We start from the raw sequence: 18,517 nt of genomic DNA, 5'->3' as shown, positions 1-18,517 counted from the left end.
GCTTTGGGGTTTTTGCTATTCCTGCATGTACGTTTTTATGCAGGTGAACCGACATCGATCAGGGATTCGATCATGACCTTTTGACTGTTTTTGTCCACCCAAGCATGTGTTTCTACCAGTTGCTTGCGGTACCAATCAATTTGTACTTCTACCTGATTACGAGCGGTCCCACCCAACACGTTGCGTGCATTGACGACTGTCTCAACAGCTAGAGCGTCATACACATCTGCCCCAATATCCTCTGAGAAGCTCTGGAATTCTTCCAAGGTCAAATCGAGAAGATATTTTTGCTGCTCGATGCAGTACAAGACAGTTCTCCCTACGACTTCATGCGCCTGACGGAACGGCATGTCTTTGCGTACCAAGTAATCTGCCAAGTCTGTCGCATTGGAAAAATCGTTGGTAACTGCTTGACGCATGCGATCTGCTTTGACATGCATCGTCTTAATCATCGGCGTGAGCAACGCTAGTGCCCCATGAATGGTCGCTACCGTATCGAACATGCCTTCTTTATCTTCTTGCATGTCCTTGTTGTACGCCAGCGGCAAACCTTTCAATACGGTCAACAATCCAAACAGATTGCCGTAAACACGCCCTGTTTTTCCGCGAACCAGCTCTGCTACATCAGGATTTTTCTTTTGCGGCATGATACTGGACCCCGTGCAAAATGCATCGTCTAGTTCCACAAAGGAGAATTCCTGGCTGCTCCAGATGACGAGCTCTTCGCATAGACGGGAAAGATGGGTCATGACCAAAGAAGCGTCTGCCAAAAATTCGACGATGAAATCACGGTCACTCACCGCATCCATGCTGTTTTGATAGATACCGTCAAATTGCAGCAATTCCGCTACAAATGTGCGGTCGATCGGGAAAGTCGTACCTGCGAGAGCACCTGCTCCAAGCGGCAGCACATTCACACGCTTCCACGTCTCAGTCATCCGTTCGATATCGCGTTGCAGCATGGACACGTACGCCATCAGGTGATAGCCAAACAATACTGGTTGCGCACGCTGCAAATGTGTATAGCCTGGCATGACGGTATCGAGATGCTGGCTCGCTTGCTCAAGCAATGCCTCTTGCAAATACATCGCCAATTGGATGATCTCCATCAGCTTTTCTCTGAGGTACAGGTGCATATCCAACGCAACCTGATCATTCCGGCTACGGCCGGTGTGGAGTTTTCCCCCTACCGGACCGATCTCTTCAATCAACATCTTTTCAATATTCATATGCACATCTTCGTGCGCAACGAGAAACTCAGCTTGCCCGCGCTCAATTTTCTCTTTTACCTTTTTCAAGCCAGCGATGATCTGTCTTACTTCCTCCATCGGCAGGATGCCGCACTTGCCCAACATGGCAACATGAGCCAGGCTTCCGACGATGTCCTGTCGCCACATTTTCTGGTCGAAAGAAATAGAAGCGGTATACTCTTCTACGAGTTGATTCGTCGGCTTCGTGAAGCGTCCTCCCCAGAGTTTCATTGCTTGATCGCATCCTTTTCATCCAAAATCTTAATGGCAGTGTTTTTATTCTCGTGCAGTACACCCTCGTTTACCTGTGCGTATACCTTTGTAGGCAGACCCCACAGCTTGATAAAACCGAGTGCTGCTTTGTGGTCGAATTGGTCACCTGCATTGTAAGTCGCCAGCTCATGGCTGTATAGAGACGATGCAGAGGTACGGCCTACAACGATTGCATGTCCTTTGTGCAGCTTCACGCGTACAACACCCGATACGTATTTTTGCGTTTCTTCAATGAATGCCTGGACAGCATTGCGAATTGGCGAATACCAGAGACCCTCGTAAATCACTTGCGCCAGTTTTTGCTCGACAATTGGTTTGAACTGAGCCACCTCACGAGGTTGCGTCAAGAATTCCAGCTCACGGTGAGCCAAAATCAAGGTAGTCGCAGCCGGTGTCTCGTAAACTTCGCGAGATTTGATGCCCACCAAACGGTTTTCCACATGGTCGATACGGCCTACGCCATGGTTTCCAGCAATTTTATTCAGCTTGAGGATCAGCTCAGCAAGCGGGAGCTCTTCGCCGTTCAATGCAGTTGGCTTCCCTTGCACGAAAGTAATTTCGATTTCTTCTGCCTCGTCTGGTGCATCCGTGATCGACTTCGTCAGATCGTATGCACCTTCTGGAGGAGCTGCCCATGGATCTTCCAGAACACCGCACTCGCAGCTTCTGCCCCACAGGTTTTGGTCAATGCTGTATGGATTGTCCAGATCGATTGGGATCGGGATATTGTTCTGTTTCGCGTATTCGATCTCTTCGTCACGCGTCCAGCCCCATTCACGAACTGGCGCCACGATTTTGATATCCGGGTTCAGTGCTGTAAAGGAAACATCGAAACGCACCTGGTCGTTTCCTTTTCCTGTGCAACCGTGTGCGACAGCTACCGCGCCTTCTTTTTCCGCGATTTCAACCAGCACGCGCGAAATCAGGTAACGCGACAGTGCAGACACTAGCGGATATTTCCCTTCGTACATCGCGTTTGCCTTCAGAGCTGGCAATACGAATTCCTCTGCGAATGCATCTTTAGCATCCACTACGATGGATTTCAATGCCCCTACCTGCAATGCTTTTTTCTGTACGAAATCGAGGTCTTTCCCTTCCCCTACATCCAATGCAACTGCAATGACATCGTAGTTATACGTATCTTGCAACCATTTAATTGCTACCGATGTATCTAAACCGCCTGAATAGGCCAACACAATTTTATCTTTTGCCATCATTCTCTCTCCCCGTTTCGAAGTTTCTCTTATGCGAGTAATTATACAAACGAACTAATAAAAATACAACTATTTTTCTTGTATATTTCTTGTGAATTCGCAGATAAAAACGGAGATGCAGAGGAATTATACATTTTCCGTATAAAGAGTATCTTGTTTTTATGCATACTCATCATCTGTTTATGCATAAACGTTGTGGGATTGAAAGGGAAACTTATCCAAGGTAGAGAATGAATGAAAGGAGGAATTCCATAGGAGATATCTGTTGGAGGGATTATGAAAACAATTTATTTGGTACGTCATTGTCAGGCTGCTGGCCAAGAACCCGAAGCCCTGCTCACGGAAAAGGGAGAAGTACAAGCTCGGGAGCTTGCCACCTTCTTCGCAGGTTTCCCCATTGATCGAATCATTTCGAGTCCGTATCATCGGGCGATTGCTACCATCCAACCACTTGCACAGGAACGCGGAATTGTGGTTGAAGAAGACAAGCGTTTGGTCGAGCGCGTCCTTAGCGGGGTACCACGTGAAGATTGGTTCGAACGACTGCGCGATACGTTCAATGACCTGACGCTTGAATTCGAAGGGGGCGAATCCAGTCTTACTGCTATAAACCGGGTAAATTCATTGCTCACTGAGATTTTGGCAGAAGCGCATAAAGAAATCGTGCTTGTTAGCCACGGATGCCTGCTGGCCTTGCTCATGAAATCAATTGATGACCGCTTTGGCTTTCACGATTGGGAGAAATTAAGCAATCCAGATGTATTCAAGCTTACCTGCCATTTAGAAACCAGAGAGCTCGTCCGCATATGGACGTAAACGAATAAAAACAGTTACAAGGGGCAGCTCATCTGATTGCCTCCTGTAACTGTTTTTGTGGGATGGACTCCATTCCGATAATGCTCTGCAACTCTTCGTATGGCAGTCGCTGAACGATTCTGATAAAATGCTCCGCCAATATCGGATCAAATTGGGTACCGGAGCCCCGTCTGATTTCTTGAAGCGCTTCCTCCACTGGCAAGCCTTTTCGATATGGCCTGTCCGCGACCATCGCATCGAAAGCGTCTGAAATGGCTAAAATTCTCGCCATCAGCGGAATCTCATCCCCAGCTAAACCATCCGGGTATCCCCTTCCGTCTATTCGCTCATGATGGGATCGGATCGCAGGAAGCAATTCATTGAACATCCCTGCTTGCAAAATAATTTCGTAGCCAATGACCGTGTGCTGCTTGATCTTGTCGTACTCTTCCGGGGTCAGCTTTCCTTTTTTATTGAGAATTTCGTCTTCGATGCCGATTTTTCCAATGTCGTGCAGGATTCCCCCGATATAAACATCCTCCACTTTTCTTTCGGACAAACCAATATCTCTCGCAATTTCTCTTCCCCAGTAAGCTACACGCTGAGAATGTCCACTTGTGTATCGATCTCGTGCGTCAATGGATGCAGCCATCGTCGTTAAGAAGTTGTGATTGAATGATTTGACCTCTTCTACTTTTTGCTGAAGCCTTTGAAGGTTGTCATAGTAATGATGAAATACGTAGCTGATCGTAATAAACGCAATCATCATAGGAATTAGTGTTAGCGGGCCATATGACTCTACTAACCGTGAACCTACTCCGGCTAGAATTAAAAGCAGCAAGTAAGTCGAGGTAAAGCCTTTTGCCATCATCTTTACGGTTCGCGCCCAAGTCATTTGATGAAAATAGGAGATACCCAATCCACATAAAATCAGGTTCACAAACCAATACACAACAGCCAAAAACAAATCGCTAATAATGAGAGAAACGGTTCCGAAGCCCTCGATCCAATCCTTCAAAAAAGCTACTGTCCATATAGTCATTAACAATTGCCCGATATTAATGATAGCTTTTAGCGGATTAAACCTTACCAGGAAAGCAATGATTAAAGATTCAATAACAGCAGCCCATACTCCGACCCATACTCCGTACAACAAGATACCCGAAAAGATTACAGCATTGTTCACTGTTAAAATCGTATTCGATATACGCACGGGAGCAAAACAGGAGAAAATAGTCAGGAGGGTATAGGTAGATAATACCCCCCAATGCTCACGAGCAGTCCATTCAGATGAAGATGTGTAAAAAATATAGATTGCTGCAATGACAAATCCAACCTGTACAACAATCCCCTTTATCCAAACCGCATAATTAGTTTTTTGTCGCATAACTTTTACCTTCGCGAAGTTGTAGTAATGAAATAGGTTTATTCATCAATCGCTGAACAAGTAAAAAGGCGCCTAACATAATAAAAATATCGCCGATGCTAATAATCCGAGGAATGATAGATGGCATGTAAATGACATCCGTCAAAAATGGAAAATTCGAACTTTCCGTCAATACACTATGCTTGAAATTCGTTCCGTTTACAACTGGTTCTAAATCATAAGGAAGCTTTGCTGCTTGGACTAAATCGATTGGCATTTTTCCATTGTTAGACCAAATTGCAATCGCATTCAGAAACCAGCCGATTAAAAATATCCGCATATCTTCAAATTCTCGATTAAAAACGAGGAAAGCCAAAATAAACACATACGCGATCGATATGAAAAGGCCACCGATCGTAGGGAAGATGACTGCACAAGCCTGCAGCAATATGGTAACGATAAGAAGTTTTATTTGATTGAATTTAGGAAATTCCTTGATTCTTCCCCCTCGCAGCAATGCCACGAGAAAAGATAGGGCAATTACATCCAATAGCATGTTGTTTCCTCCAAGCTTGAAGAAAAAACACCACTCAGCCAAGCGGTGTTTGTTTCTCCAATACGCTTATTATCCAATATGGAAGTTAGCAGAAGTAGCTGCTACGATTGCAACCACCATCATAATTGCCGCGAACCATTTTTTCATTTTCTTTTCCCCCCTTCAGGCATAGTGGAGAAAGCTGGCTTCGCTACTGTCCGTGATGCAGAGGCCAAGCGACCAAGTACAGCCCCTGCTCCTCTTTCCTTTTCCATTATGGAAAAGGTTGGATTCGCTACTGGCTCCATACGGACCAAGCGACCAGATACAGTCCGTACTTCTTTGCTTCTTTCCTACCTTTATTTTACACATAAGTGACAAAATTCGGCAATCATAGATTCATAGTCTATTCGATTTAATTACAGCTAGTTCTATTTAACTAGAACTATGTTCACACCAGCGCCGCTAATATCGCCTTTTGTGCGTGCAATCTATTTTCAGCCTGATCGAAAATGACAGATCGCGATCCGTCGATGACTCCCGTTGTCACTTCTTCTCCACGATGTGCTGGCAAGCAGTGCAAGAAGAGATAATCACGATCTGCCGCTGCTACCAATTTTTCGTTCACTTGATAGTCGGCAAATGCTTTCAATCGCACCTCATTTTCTTCTTCAAAACCCATACTAGTCCAAACGTCCGTGTATACAGCATCTGCCCCCATGACAGCCTCTGTCGGATCGGTGGTCACCATCATGTTTCCACCACTTTGTTTCGCGTATTCTGTAGCTTTTGCGACAATTGCTGCATCCATTTCGTAGCCTGCTGGAGTCGCCACCCGCACATCCAGACCTAGCAAAGCTGCGCCCAGCACCAGTGAATTCGCCACGTTGTTGCCGTCTCCTACATAGGCGAGCTTGACTCCTTTCAGCTTGCCTTTATGCTCCCAGATCGTAAGCAAATCAGCCAACGCCTGACACGGATGGTACAGATCGGTCAAGCCATTGATAATGGGGATCGACGCGTGCTCGGCTAGCTCTTCTACATAAGAGTGGGAAAAGGTGCGAATCATGATGGCATCCACGTACCGAGAGAGAACTTTCGCTGTGTCGCTGATCGGCTCCCCGCGTCCGAGCTGCAGCTCTTTTCCGCTCATGAACATCCCCAAGCCGCCCAACTGATGCATCCCTACTTCAAAGGAGACACGCGTCCGGGTCGAAGCCTTGTCAAAGATCATCCCTAACGTCTTGCCCTGCAAAGGCTGGAATGGCTGTCCCAGCTTTTGTAATTGCTTGACGTGAGCAGACAGATGGAGCAGCTCCATCAATTCCTCCCCGTTGAATTCATCGACCCGTAAGAAATCTTTTCCTTTATGCTTTTGTAACGGTAAGTTTTGAAAGTGTTCCAATATCTTCACTGGCTGCATGCGAGCCACCTCTTTTCTTCATAATAGACTTCACGTATAACTCGAACGTATCGACAGCAGAGAACAATGGCACACCTTGTTGTACCATACGGCTTCGCAGAGCAAATCCTGTCCGGCCCTGACGATTGCCTTTCGTCGCAGTAACGAGAGCGAAGGCCGCTTCTTCCTTTTGCAACAGCTCGATCCACGCCTCTTCATCTGCGACGACATGCTTCACGACAATTCCTTCGGCTGTCAGCCACTCGGCTGTTCCCGGAGTTGCCGCCAGATTGGCACCGTCTGCTTGCATTTGTCCAATCGATTCTCTTACGCCGTCCTGCTTATCTCCATCTGCCAGAGAAATCATGACCACCTGACCTTTTTGCCAGTCGCCGTACAAATTGTCTTTGAAAGCAAAGGCTTTTCCTGCTGCCTCTTCGAAAGAATGCCCCAAGCCGAGAACTTCGCCCGTCGATTTCATCTCTGGACCTAGTACCGGGTCTACGCCGTTCAGCTTGATCGTGGAGAAGACTGGCGCCTTGACGACTGCAAACGGAATCTCCGGCAAAAGCCCTGAACCGTAGCCCATCTCCGACAACTTTTCACCCAATTGTGCGCGAACCGCTAACTGAACCATCGGGATGCCAGTCACTTTGCTCGTAATCGGTACGGTCCGTGAAGCACGAGGATTTACCTCCAATACATAAACCGTTTCGCCATCTATGACGAACTGGATATTGATTAGCCCGACCGCTTCCATCTCCCTCGCGATTGCTTCTGTATAGCTCGCGATTTTGTGCTTGATGTCATCCGTCAGCTGAGGTGCTGGGAACAAGGCTACACTGTCGCCAGAGTGGATGCCCGCTCTCTCCACATGCTGGAAAATCCCTGGGATAATGACAGATTGTCCGTCGCATACCGCATCTACTTCTGCTTCCTTGCCTGGAACGTATTTATCCACGAGGAGTGGGAAAAACATACTCATGTCCGGGTGGTTCAACCAGTCATTAATGGTAGCTTGCAGCTCGTCGATATTGTGGACTACTACCATACCTTGCCCGCCGATGACGTACGAAGGTCGCATCAAAACAGGGAAGCCGATTTCCTCCGCTATCGCGGTCGCATCCGCCAAAGACGATACTCCTTTACCGGGGATATGCGGAATGTCCAGCTTGCGCAGCATGGCGTAGAACAGCTCGCGGTCCTCCGCGCGTTCGATGGCTGTAAGCGACGTACCCATTACTTTCAGACCCGCATGCTCCAGCTTGGCTGCCAGATTGATCGCGGTTTGCCCCCCAAACTGAACCATGACGCCCTCCACCTGTTCGCGTTCTGCGATATGCAGCACGTCTTCTACGTGAAGCGGTTCAAAATAAAGATGGTCGGCTGTTTCATAGTCAGTGCTGACCGTCTCAGGGTTGTTGTTCACAACGACAGCCGCAATACCACTTGCCTGAAGTGCTTTGGCTGCATGCACAGAGCAGTAGTCAAACTCGATACCCTGACCGATGCGAATGGGACCTGAGCCGAGTACCAGTACTTTGCGGCCAGACAGTGACTCGACCTCATCTATTCCTTGCCAATCCGAATAGTAGTAAGGGGTTTGGGCATCAAATTCTGCTGCACACGTGTCCACAATTTTATAAGTAGGCGTAATGCCCGATTCTTGACGAAGTGATTTGATTTCGGTAGGTGTAGCACCCACTAGTGAAGCGATGGTTTCATCGGCAAACCCGCGACGCTTTGCTTCCAACAACAGCTCTGGGGTCAGTGTTTTCCGATCGTGGCAAGACAGCTCTACTTCCAAGTCCACGATTTTACGCAAGCTCCGCAAGAAAAACGGATCGACACCAGTCAGACTATGCAGCTCACTTTCTGTAAAGCCTTTGCGGATCGCCTCGGCAAAAACAAACAGTCTGATATCAGTCGCTTCCTGCAAGGAATGTGCAAGCTCCTCACGTGTCCAGGATGCCAGCTCTGGTCGAGTCAAATGTGTGCAGCCCTGTTCCAGAGAACGAACTGCCTTCAAAAGTCCTGCTTCCAGATTGCGGGCGATCGACATGACCTCGCCAGTCGCTTTCATTTGCGTCCCCAGCTTGCGGTCTGCCAGTGGGAATTTGTCAAACGGGAAGCGTGGGATTTTGACAACGATGTAGTCCAGCGCTGGTTCAAAGCTAGCGTACGTATAGCCCGTGATTGGATTGAGTACCTCATCCAGTCCGTAGCCCAATGCGAGCTTGGCGGCGATCCGTGCGATTGGATAGCCTGTTGCTTTAGACGCCAACGCACTTGAACGACTGACACGAGGATTGACTTCGATCAGCACATATCGATCGGAATTCGGATCAAGCGCAAATTGAATATTGCAACCGCCTACTACGCCAAGCGAACGAATCACTTTCGTTGATACGCTGCGCAGCATTTGGTACTGGCGATCTGTCAGCGTCTGAGATGGCGCGACGACGATACTGTCTCCCGTATGAATACCTACTGGGTCCAAATTTTCCATATTGCACACGATAATGCAGGTATCATTTGCGTCCCGCATAACCTCGTATTCAATCTCTTTCCAGCCTTTTACACTGCGCTCAATCAGTACCTGACCAATTGGGCTAGCCGCAATGCCACCTGCTGCAACCTTTCGCAAGGTCGCTTCATCCCCTGCGATCCCGCCACCTGCTCCTCCGAGTGTATAAGCAGGACGGACAATCACTGGATAGCCTATCACGTTTGCAAACTCGATTGCTGCTTCTACAGATTCGACTGTATCGCTCTCTGGAACAGGCTCTCCGATTTGTTGCATCAATTGCTTGAACAGCTCACGGTCTTCCCCGTTTTGAATGGCAGCCAACGGCGTACCCAACAGCTGCACACTGTACTTTTCCAGCACGCCCGCTTCTGCCAGCGAAACAGCAAGATTAAGTCCCGTTTGGCCGCCTAACGTAGGCAAGAGGCCATCGGGACGCTCTTTTGCGATAATAGCTGTCACGGATTCCACCGTGAGCGGCTCCAGATATACTTTGTCCGCTACTTGTTCATCTGTCATGATCGTTGCCGGATTGTTGTTCACCAGCACGACCTGCACGCCAGCTTCTTTTAGGGAAAGGCAAGCCTGTGCACCTGCATAATCAAACTCCGCTGCCTGCCCGATGACGATCGGACCAGAACCGATGACCAATACTTTATGAATGTGTGGCAATTTAGGCATATCTCTTCGCTCCTACTACGCGCATCGACTGCAAGAATTGGTGGAAAATGTGGGACGTATCACTAGGGCCCGGATGTGCTTCCGGATGGAACTGCACACTGAAAACAGGCAGACTGACGTGACGCAATCCTTCGACTGAACCGTCATTGACATTGCGATAGGAAACCGTTAACTGTCGTTTATCCAGAGACTCTTCCTTGACCACGTACCCGTGATTTTGTGAACTCATATATACTTTGCCAGTCATCAGATCCTTGACCGGATGATTGCTTCCTCGGTGACCGTATCCGAGCTTTTCTGTCTTGCCGCCGTACATCAATGCCAATACTTGATGTCCCAAACAAATGCCCAATGTCGGGTACTGCTCCACGGCTTTGCGCCATTCACTGCAATACGCAAGCAAGTGCTCCGGATCGCCAGGCCCATTGGAAAACAGCAAGCCGTCTGGTGCGAGAGCATTGATTTGGGCAAAACTCGTATCAAATGGAACGACCGTGACACGGCACCCCTGCTGGAGAAGGGCATCCAAAATCGATTGCTTCATGCCGAGGTCAATCAAGACGACATGCTCCCCTGTTCCCGGATACCGCTCCACTTGTTGTCTGGATACGTTGGCAACTAATGATTTCTTGGCGTGCTTGTAGCGCAGGGACACAACTTCTTCTACCTGCATAGGCTGATCGGAAATGACACCGAATACAGTACCGTCTTGACGGACGCGCTTTGTAATCGTTCGCGTATCAATCCCTGCAAGGATCGGGAATCCAAATGCTTCTGCCGCTTGGGCCAAACTCATGTTTGATTCGTAATGGCTTGGCTCCATGCATAGCTCACTGACAATCATCCCTGTCAAAGCTGGCTTGGCTGCCTCATAATCCTTTTCGTTAATCCCGTAGTTTCCGATCAAGGGATACGTGAACGTAACGATTTGCCCTGCAAAAGAAGGATCTGTCATCACCTCTTGATATCCCGTCATTCCTGTATGAAAAACCACTTCTCCGAATCCGTTAATTGGGGCGCCATACAGCTTCCCTGTAAAAACCTCGCCGCTCTCCAGCGTTAAATATCCTGTTCCTAACGATTGATTCTCTCTATCCATCTATAAAGCCACTCCTCTCCAATGGGCACCGGCCTGATTGCTCTTATCGAAAATTTATGCAACCTTTTGTATTAATATACATTTGAGATTATAAAAATGCAACGAGTTTTTTGACCACGTTCACTCGTTGCATTCTTTGTTTTTTCATCTAAACCTGAGATAGCGCCTCGCTTAATACAGCAATGGCCTGCTTTACTTCATCATCGGTCGTTACAAACGAAGGCAAGAGTCTCACTACTTGTGGGCCAGCCATCAGCAGAATGACTCCTTTTTCCCGTGCATACGCAACCAGCTCACCAGCAGGAATCGTTAGCTCCACACCGAGCAGCAATCCTCTTCCCCGAACCGTAACCACTTTGTCTGGGTGCTCTGCCTTGAGCTTCTCCAGCTCTTTGATCAATACGTCATGGATATGGGCTACCCGCTCCAAAATCTGCTCCTCTTCCATCGTCGCAAGCGTCGCGATTCCAGCTGTTGCTGCCAAGGGATTCCCGCCAAAAGTAGTACCATGCGTACCTGGAGCAAACGCTTCTGCTACTTCCTTAGTCGCGACGACCGCACCAATCGGGAATCCACTTCCCAAGCCTTTTGCCAATGAAATCACATCTGGCTTCACGTCATATTGCTGGAAGGCAAACCATGTACCCGTGCGACCAACCCCAGTCTGTATCTCATCGATTAACAGGAGTAATCCGTGCGCATCGCACAATTCACGTAGCGCCTTCACCCACGCCTCTTCTGCCGGATGTACGCCGCCTTCTCCCTGAACCAGCTCCAACATGATCGCGCATGTCTTGTCTGTAATTGCTGACTTGACTGCATCAAGGTCGTTGTAAGGAACGGTGACAAATCCTTGCGGCAATGGTGCGAATCCGTCCTTCACCTTTTCCTGTCCAGTAGCCGTCAAGGTAGCCAATGTCCGTCCATGAAAAGACTGTTCAAAGCTGATGATTTCGTAACGGTCAGTCCCTTTTACTTTTTGTGCATAGCGGCGGGCGAGCTTGATCAACCCTTCATTCGCCTCCGCCCCACTGTTGCAGAAAAAAGCTTGATCCAGTCCAGACAGACGGCTCAGTTTTTCCGCCAAAATCTCTTGCTGAGGAACATGCACCAGATTCGAGCAATGCCACAACGTATCGAGCTGTTCGTGCAGCTTTGCCGTTACTTTTGGCGGGACATGCCCTAACGAGGTCACGGCAATTCCTGAGGTAAAGTCGAGATATTGCTTGCCTTGATCATCCCACACCTGGTTTCCTTGTCCTTTTACCAAACTGATTGGCCATCTCGCATAGTTATTCATGAGATGCACAGGCGTTGTTGTTGTATGCATATTCATTTCCCTCCTCACCTAAGCGTAATTAACATTCATACGAACGGTTGTCCCAACTGCCTGCCCCGCACAAACACCGAGCAGATCTTCAGCGGTTCCCCGGCAGATGACAACCTGCTCCACACCCTGTCCGAGAGCATCGATAGCTGCCTGAACCTTCGGAATCATTCCACCAGTAATAATCTCTGCCCGAATCATTTCCTGAATCTCTTCTGCACTTGTGGCTGGCACTACTGCCTTGGTTCCGTCTGGCTGAGGCTGCATGATGCCCGGAACATCAGTCACCATGATCAGTTTTTCGGCTCTAAGTGCTGCTGCAATCGCTCCTGCGGCTACATCAGCATTGACATTAAATGTCTCTGTGCCATCTTCACTAATGGAAAGGGGAGCAATCACCGGGACATAGCCCTGCCCAAGAATCGCTTTCGGAATGAGCGTATCAGCCTTCTTGATTTCTCCTACCCATCCGAGTGGCTTTGGCGTTTTTGTTGCCAAAAGAGTCTGACCATCGATGCCACTAACTCCCCATGCCTTGGCTCCTGCCTGCGTTAGCCTTTTTACCAGCGCCTTATTGATGTTACCGCACAAGACCATCTCTACAACACGCAGCGTGTCCTCGCACGTAACACGAAGCCCATCGACAAATTGCGGAGTGATCTGAACTCGATCAAGCATACTGTTAATGGCTGGTCCGCCCCCATGTACGATGACGATCTCTTGCCCTTGCGCCTGCAGTCCGGCAATCGCCTGAAAGAAGGAGTCAGGTAGCTGATCCATGGTGCTTCCGCCACATTTGATCACGACAATTCCTTGCATCTGCTCTCCTCCTCTACGGGTATACGGGTACGAGCGGCAAGCCCGTTTTCTCAGGCAAATCAAACATGGCATTCATGTTTTGCACAGCTTGACCAGCTGCGCCCTTCATCATGTTATCGATAACCGACAGCAAGATAACACGCTTCGTGCGCTGATCAACATGAATAGCGATATCGCAGTAATTGGAACCATAAACTTCTTTCGTATGTGGATGACTGCCTGCAGGACGTACACGCACAAAAGGCTTATCCGCATAAGTAGCTTCGTATAGCTCCTGGATTTGTGCTTGTGTGACATCAGTCGTTAGTTGTCCGTAAGCCGTGACTAAAATCCCTCGGGTCATCGGCACCAGATGCGGCGTAAATTGAACAAACGTCTCTTCCCCGCTTTGTTTTTGCAGCTCCTGTTCAATCTCTGGTGTATGCTGATGATTCGCAACTTTATATGCATGAATGCTTTCATTAATCTCGCTGTAATGAACACCGAGCGATACTCCACGTCCAGCACCGGACACGCCTGATTTGGCATCAACGATCCAGCTGTTAGGCTGCACCCAGCCTGTCTTCACCAGCGGAAGAAGGGCGAGGAGCGTAGCAGTGGGATAGCAGCCTGGATTTGCTATGAGACTGGCACCCGCCACTTGCTCTTGATTCCACTCGGTTAAACCGTAAACGGCTGTTTCTACCCATTGGGAAGGGGCCGGCTCATGTTTGTACCACGTTTTGTAGACCGCACCGTTTTCTAGACGAAAATCCCCGGATAAATCGATGACCTTTACGCCTTTTTCGACCAGCTTCGGAGACAACCCGCTACTTACTCCTGCAGGCGTAGCGAGGAAGATCAAATCGTTCACACCGCTCATGCTGTCTGCATCAATCGGTGACAATGTGGGCAATCCGAGCCCAGCTGCATGTGGAAACGATTTTTCCAAGCTTTCTCCTTCTGATGAACTTGAATATAAGTTTGCAATCTCAACATGCGGATGCCCAGCCAAAAGACGGATCAACTCCGCGCCACCATACCCTGTTGCTCCAACAATTCCGACCCGAACCATGCTCTCTCCCCTTTATTCAATTCCGTATTTTTATACATGAATAATAATAAAAATCCATTTAGAATACAACAGAAAAACTTTTTTACGTCCAAAGAAAAAAGCGCCCGATTGCTCGAGCGCTGGTTTGTTGCCCTGTTTACTTTTTGTCCGCTAACCATGCAGCGATGTTTTCAGCATCTTTTCCTTTGACGAGACCCGGAGGCATTGATCCTTTTCCTTTTTCCAAAATGCCCAGGATCTGCTCCTTGTTCAACTGACTACCGATCTTTTGCAAGTTCGGTCCAACTGCCCCTTCCAACGTCTGTCCGTGGCAGCCTGCACACGTATTTTTGAACATGGTTTCTGCAGTTGCTGCATCATAGCTGCCGGATGGCGTCGTCGAAGGTGTTTCTGTCGCTGGTGTTTCTGTCGCTGGTTTTTCAGCTGCCGGCGTTTCTGTTGCTGGTTGTTGTGCTGGTGGCTGTGTTTGCTTGCTGGTACCACAGGCACTTAGCGAGAATGCGAGTACAGCCGCTGTCAAAACGAGTGAAATGCGTTTCAAGGCTGTTCCCTCCTTTTTCGGATTTCTTCGCTAAGTATGCCTCCGACTACCACTTCTCATTCTTGCTACAGCCATTTAGGACAAAGGAAACTCTAACGGGCTCCATTCACGTAACTCCAACGTCCGTGCGCCTTCTACGACAACTGGATCAGCCTCAGCCAATTGGCGAGCTTCTTCCAGAGAATCCGCTTTATAAATAACCAATCCACCAAGCTTATCTGTGAAGGGGCCAGCCATGAACACTTTTCCCTGCTTGTACAAATCATTGATATACGTAAGATGCGCAGGTCTTACTTGAGCATTCAGCTCTTGATTCACGATTGGCAAAAATGCGGCATACAACATGGACGGTTTCTCTCCTTTTTCATGACCTTAGTCTTGCATGAAGTATAACATAATTATGAATACGGACTTTTGTCTGGTAGGATTTTTCCTTTCTACAGCGAACGATTCAAAGGTAGCAAGTAGCAACAGAGAGGCGGATAGGTATGGGCACGCAGATACAGTTATATACATCTCTCTTCCACAACAATCCTGACGCTGTTTTCATGTTCGACATGCAGGGCAGATTCACAGGAGTAAACGCTGCTGGTGAAGCATTGGTAGGATACACCTCTCAAGAATTGCTGCACATGCAAATTTGGGAAATTCTCGCTTCTACAGAAGATCTCGACAGTAAGAAACAACAACAAATCCTCTCTACAGGAATCAGAAAAAATAAGCATTATCAGTTGCTCCATAAAAACGGGCAGGTTGTGGATATTATCGCTTCCAGCTTTCCCATTTTTCAAAACGGCGAAATCATCAGTCGCTATTCCATTGCCAAAAACATCACGCAGCAAAAGAAAATGGAAGAGGCACTTTACCAGATGCAAGAGAACTTTCGGTTAATATCCGAAAACATTATGGATTTGATTTTTATTGTAAATGTAGATGGAATTATTACCTACGCTTCCCCTTCTGTTCAAGCGGTTACTGGTCTCACGATTGATCAAGTGATCAACCAGCATTTTTCTATCTTGATTCATTCTGAGCAAGTAACCAACGCCAAGAGCGATTTTGCTCAAATGCTGAAGCAGAAGATCACACTCGACGCCGAGTACCATTACCTGCACCCAGATGGAAGAATGTTGCTATTCGATGTGAAAGGAACACCTGACATTTGTTCGAGCGGTAATATTCTCAGCACGGTTTTTGTGGCACGTGATATTACAGAACGTCGGCAATCAGAAGAATTGCTTCGTTACTCTGACAAGCTGTCAGTTCTAGGAGAGCTTGCCGCGGGAATCGCCCATGAAATTCGCAATCCACTTACGGCCTTAAAAGGGTTTATTCAACTCATGGAAGGGGACGAGTTCGCCAATCAGCAATACTTGCAAATTATGCGATCCGAAATCGAACGGATCACTTCGATTACCAGTGAGCTTTTGATTATGGCGAAGCCGCAAGCGTTGCGATTTGCTCCCAACGGCCTTTTGCCATTGCTTTCGTCTGTCATTAAGCTTTTGGAACCACAAGCACTTCTAAAAAACGTATCCATTCTTACTGATTTTCCGCAAGTCACGTCCCTCATATTGTGTGAGGAATATCAAATCAAGCAAGTCTTCATAAACATCATAAAAAACGGCATGGAAGCCATGCCGTTAGGTGGAAATCTCACAATCAAGGTTGTAGAGCGATCTTCCGATGTTATCATCCGAATCAGCGATCAAGGACAAGGTATCCCTGCCGAGCTACTTCCTCGATTAGGAGAGCTTTTTTATAGTACAAAAGAAACAGGAACTGGCCTGGGGTTAATGGTAAGCACAAAAATTATTCGCGATCACGGCGGCACAATCAACATCGCCAGCGATGTCGGCAAAGGAACCACCGTATCGATTTCCATACCAAAAGCCTTGAAGCCTTCTGTTTCGTTTAACGATTAATCTGCGCGCGCAGATAGGCATCGATAAACGAATCAATATCACCATCCATGACTGCTTGAACGTTTCCTACCTCCATATTCGTCCGGTGGTCTTTTACCAGACTGTATGGGTGGAAGACATAGGAACGAATTTGGCTGCCCCATGCAATATCTTTTTGTTCACCTTGAATCGCGGCCAACGTTTTCTCTTGTTCTTCCCGTTTTTTCTCAAACAGTCGTGCCGTCAGCATCTTCATCGCACGCTCCCGGTTTTTAATCTGGGAGCGTTCTGTTTGACACGTCACCACAATTCCAGAAGGCAAGTGAGTAATCCGTACAGCGGAGTCAGTCGTGTTGATATGCTGACCACCCGCACCACTGGAACGATACGTATCGACTTTCAGGTCTTCTGTACGTATGTCTACCACATTATCGTCTTCGATCTCCGGCAGGACGTTGCAAGACACAAACGATGTGTGACGACGTCCAGAGGCATCAAACGGAGATATCCGCACAAGACGATGAACCCCTTTTTCTGATTTGAGGTAACCATACGCATTGTAGCCCTTAATGAGGAGAGTGACACTTTTTACACCGGCTTCATCGCCAGGCAAATAGTCCAATGTTTCAACCTTGAAGCCCTTGGCATCCCCCCAACGTGTATACATACGTAGAAGCATGGACGCCCAATCCTGGGACTCTGTACCACCCGCTCCCGGATGCAGCTCCAGAATGGCGTTGTTTTTGTCGTATTCATCACTCAAAAGCAATTCCAGCTCAAAGCTCTCAAATGACTTCCTCAGCTCCTGCGTACTGTCATACAGATCTTGAATGAGGGACGAATCCCCTTCTTCGATGACGAGCTCCAGCATTACCTGGAGATCCTCGTACTGAGAATCCAGCTTTGCCATCGTCTCTACGAGGCTTTTGATTACATTCAGTTCACTGATTGTCTTCTGCGCTGCATCATTGTCATCCCAAAAATCGGGTGCCAGCATGCGCTCTTCCAGTTCACCGATTCGTTCCTGTTTTACTGGGAGGTCAAAGAGACCCCCTAATATCCGCTAAACGCTTAGCCATGCTAGACATCTCTTGTTTGATGTCCGCAATATCGATTAATGCCATGTTGCGAATCACCTTCTCTTTACGTAAGCTATGTTTTATTGTAACGTAATTTGCCAGATGCGCAAATACGGCAGCTTGTCACGTTTAGAAAAGGGACTTCGCCGCTACACTTTGTCACGTTGCCACCGGTGGTGATGGCGAGGATCTCAGGTCTCGGATTTCATGTGGTTGTTTATTTTCCGCCTGTGGTGCGGTAACCAGATAGAGATGGGTACGCCGAGCTTCGCTTGCTTTCAGCTGGTAGGCTTGCTTGATGAAGGCTTGTCGCTTCCAGTTGTGTGTTTTTCGATATTTTTTGGCTAGCGGACTTTCATGCGTTCGATCCACCATTCCATTCGGCGGTGCGATCAAGGCCTCATTCCAATTCGGCTCCGGTATTTCCTCTATCAGTCGCTTGTCCTCAAAGACTGGGTCTTGCGCTGAGATGACTCTCGGTAATTCTATTCCCTCCTCCTTTTCAATCAGCTGTACTTTTTTATTTTCTTTTCCTGTCTTTAGGACTGCTTTTAAAGTAACGGAAATGCGCTCCATTATATTCTTCGTTTGTATCCCCATCACGTTCACTGACGTTCTCATTTGTTCATTCCCCCGTCTTCGTGAATTTTT

General features: G+C 47.9%; 16 protein-coding genes and 1 riboswitch. Of the genes, 2 read left to right on the top strand and 14 right to left on the bottom strand.

The window, feature by feature from the left end; translation table 11 throughout:
• Positions 1–35: 35 nt before the first annotated feature.
• Complete coding sequence (gene argH / locus PMI05_RS05255) at positions 36–1,481, bottom strand: argininosuccinate lyase (protein WP_007718258.1); 1,446 nt, start codon at positions 1,479–1,481, stop codon at positions 36–38.
• Positions 1,478–2,737 (bottom strand): argininosuccinate synthase, encoded by a 1,260-nt coding sequence (locus PMI05_RS05250; RefSeq protein ID WP_039960294.1) that lies wholly within the window; start codon positions 2,735–2,737, stop codon positions 1,478–1,480. The genes argH and PMI05_RS05250 overlap by 4 nt, the downstream gene beginning before the upstream one ends.
• Before the next feature lie 276 nt (positions 2,738–3,013).
• Here PMI05_RS05250 and PMI05_RS05245 point away from each other — a divergent pair, with 276 nt between their 5' ends.
• Positions 3,014–3,553, top strand: coding sequence for a histidine phosphatase family protein (locus PMI05_RS05245; RefSeq protein WP_007718255.1), 540 nt, complete (start codon positions 3,014–3,016; stop codon positions 3,551–3,553).
• A 28-nt stretch (positions 3,554–3,581) separates the two neighbouring features.
• Here PMI05_RS05245 and PMI05_RS05240 read toward each other — a convergent pair whose 3' ends face one another.
• The 10 genes from PMI05_RS05240 to PMI05_RS05195 form a co-directional block, all read right to left on the bottom strand.
• Positions 3,582–4,919 carry an HD-GYP domain-containing protein gene (locus PMI05_RS05240; RefSeq protein ID WP_007718254.1) on the bottom strand — a complete coding sequence of 446 codons (1,338 nt, stop codon included), beginning with the start codon at positions 4,917–4,919 and terminating at the stop codon, positions 3,582–3,584.
• Positions 4,903–5,454 carry a DUF5317 family protein gene (locus tag PMI05_RS05235; protein ID WP_007718253.1) on the bottom strand — a complete coding sequence of 184 codons (552 nt, stop codon included), beginning with the start codon at positions 5,452–5,454 and terminating at the stop codon, positions 4,903–4,905. Before PMI05_RS05235 ends, PMI05_RS05240 begins: the two co-directional genes overlap by 17 nt.
• A 256-nt stretch (positions 5,455–5,710) precedes the next feature.
• Positions 5,711–5,792, bottom strand: a riboswitch (cyclic di-GMP riboswitch).
• A 92-nt stretch (positions 5,793–5,884) separates the two neighbouring features.
• Positions 5,885–6,856 carry an ornithine carbamoyltransferase gene (argF, locus tag PMI05_RS05230; protein ID WP_007718246.1) on the bottom strand — a complete coding sequence of 324 codons (972 nt, stop codon included), beginning with the start codon at positions 6,854–6,856 and terminating at the stop codon, positions 5,885–5,887.
• Positions 6,801–10,043, bottom strand: a complete 3,243-nt coding sequence (gene carB / locus PMI05_RS05225; protein ID WP_007718245.1) for a carbamoyl-phosphate synthase (glutamine-hydrolyzing) large subunit — start codon at positions 10,041–10,043, stop codon at positions 6,801–6,803. Before carB ends, argF begins: the two co-directional genes overlap by 56 nt.
• Entirely contained in the window at positions 10,036–11,142 is a 1,107-nt protein-coding gene (locus tag PMI05_RS05220) for a carbamoyl phosphate synthase small subunit (RefSeq protein ID WP_007718244.1), read from the bottom strand. Before PMI05_RS05220 ends, carB begins: the two co-directional genes overlap by 8 nt.
• A gap of 148 nt (positions 11,143–11,290) precedes the next feature.
• Positions 11,291–12,472: an aspartate aminotransferase family protein gene (locus tag PMI05_RS05215; protein WP_007718241.1), complete on the bottom strand. Its 1,182-nt coding sequence runs from the start codon at positions 12,470–12,472 to the stop codon at positions 11,291–11,293.
• 18 nt (positions 12,473–12,490) lie between these two features.
• A complete protein-coding gene (gene argB / locus PMI05_RS05210) occupies positions 12,491–13,288 on the bottom strand; it encodes an acetylglutamate kinase (protein WP_007718237.1) in 798 nt (265 codons plus the stop codon).
• A 13-nt stretch (positions 13,289–13,301) separates the two neighbouring features.
• Positions 13,302–14,342, bottom strand: coding sequence for an N-acetyl-gamma-glutamyl-phosphate reductase (gene argC, locus PMI05_RS05205; RefSeq protein WP_007718220.1), 1,041 nt, complete (start codon positions 14,340–14,342; stop codon positions 13,302–13,304).
• Between the two features lie 136 nt (positions 14,343–14,478).
• Complete coding sequence (locus tag PMI05_RS05200; protein ID WP_007718218.1) at positions 14,479–14,883, bottom strand: c-type cytochrome; 405 nt, start codon at positions 14,881–14,883, stop codon at positions 14,479–14,481.
• 75 nt (positions 14,884–14,958) lie between these two features.
• Complete coding sequence (locus PMI05_RS05195; protein ID WP_007718215.1) at positions 14,959–15,228, bottom strand: YciI family protein; 270 nt, start codon at positions 15,226–15,228, stop codon at positions 14,959–14,961.
• Between the two features lie 143 nt (positions 15,229–15,371).
• On the opposite strand from PMI05_RS05195, the gene PMI05_RS05190 reads away from it, so the two are divergent.
• Positions 15,372–16,808, top strand: a complete 1,437-nt coding sequence (locus PMI05_RS05190) for a PAS domain S-box protein (RefSeq protein ID WP_007718211.1) — start codon at positions 15,372–15,374, stop codon at positions 16,806–16,808.
• Here the strand turns inward: PMI05_RS05190 and prfB are convergent.
• Positions 16,798–17,911 (bottom strand): peptide chain release factor 2 gene (prfB, locus tag PMI05_RS05185; protein ID WP_157230845.1). Its coding sequence is split into 2 segments (ribosomal slippage): positions 16,798–17,829 and positions 17,831–17,911, totalling 1,113 coding nucleotides; the frame shifts between segments, so codons are not numbered across the junction. The genes PMI05_RS05190 and prfB overlap by 11 nt on opposite strands.
• A 114-nt stretch (positions 17,912–18,025) precedes the next feature.
• Complete coding sequence (locus PMI05_RS05180) at positions 18,026–18,487, bottom strand: hypothetical protein (protein ID WP_007718205.1); 462 nt, start codon at positions 18,485–18,487, stop codon at positions 18,026–18,028.
• Positions 18,488–18,517 lie beyond the last annotated feature (30 nt).

The sequence above is a fragment of the Brevibacillus sp. BC25 genome, from assembly GCF_000282075.1.
Lineage (GTDB): Bacteria > Bacillota > Bacilli > Brevibacillales > Brevibacillaceae > Brevibacillus.
This window is presented reverse-complemented; position numbering and strand designations above follow the sequence as displayed.

Excerpts from the sequence above, each read along its gene's own strand:
- PMI05_RS05195 (WP_007718215.1), bottom strand. The coding sequence starts at position 15,228 with ATGTTGTATGCCGCATTTTTGCCAATCGTGAATCAAGAGCTGAATGCT.
- PMI05_RS05215 (WP_007718241.1), bottom strand. The coding sequence starts at position 12,472 with ATGCATACAACAACAACGCCTGTGCATCTCATGAATAACTATGCGAGA.
- PMI05_RS05190 (WP_007718211.1), top strand. The coding sequence starts at position 15,372 with ATGGGCACGCAGATACAGTTATATACATCTCTCTTCCACAACAATCCT.
- PMI05_RS05180 (WP_007718205.1), bottom strand. The coding sequence starts at position 18,487 with ATGAGAACGTCAGTGAACGTGATGGGGATACAAACGAAGAATATAATG.
- argF (WP_007718246.1), bottom strand. The coding sequence starts at position 6,856 with ATGCAGCCAGTGAAGATATTGGAACACTTTCAAAACTTACCGTTACAA.
- PMI05_RS05245 (WP_007718255.1), top strand. The coding sequence starts at position 3,014 with ATGAAAACAATTTATTTGGTACGTCATTGTCAGGCTGCTGGCCAAGAA.
- argH (WP_007718258.1), bottom strand. The coding sequence starts at position 1,481 with ATGAAACTCTGGGGAGGACGCTTCACGAAGCCGACGAATCAACTCGTA.
- argB (WP_007718237.1), bottom strand. The coding sequence starts at position 13,288 with ATGCAAGGAATTGTCGTGATCAAATGTGGCGGAAGCACCATGGATCAG.
- PMI05_RS05220 (WP_007718244.1), bottom strand. The coding sequence starts at position 11,142 with ATGGATAGAGAGAATCAATCGTTAGGAACAGGATATTTAACGCTGGAG.
- argC (WP_007718220.1), bottom strand. The coding sequence starts at position 14,342 with ATGGTTCGGGTCGGAATTGTTGGAGCAACAGGGTATGGTGGCGCGGAG.
- PMI05_RS05240 (WP_007718254.1), bottom strand. The coding sequence starts at position 4,919 with ATGCGACAAAAAACTAATTATGCGGTTTGGATAAAGGGGATTGTTGTA.
- PMI05_RS05235 (WP_007718253.1), bottom strand. The coding sequence starts at position 5,454 with ATGCTATTGGATGTAATTGCCCTATCTTTTCTCGTGGCATTGCTGCGA.
- carB (WP_007718245.1), bottom strand. The coding sequence starts at position 10,043 with ATGCCTAAATTGCCACACATTCATAAAGTATTGGTCATCGGTTCTGGT.
- PMI05_RS05250 (WP_039960294.1), bottom strand. The coding sequence starts at position 2,737 with ATGGCAAAAGATAAAATTGTGTTGGCCTATTCAGGCGGTTTAGATACA.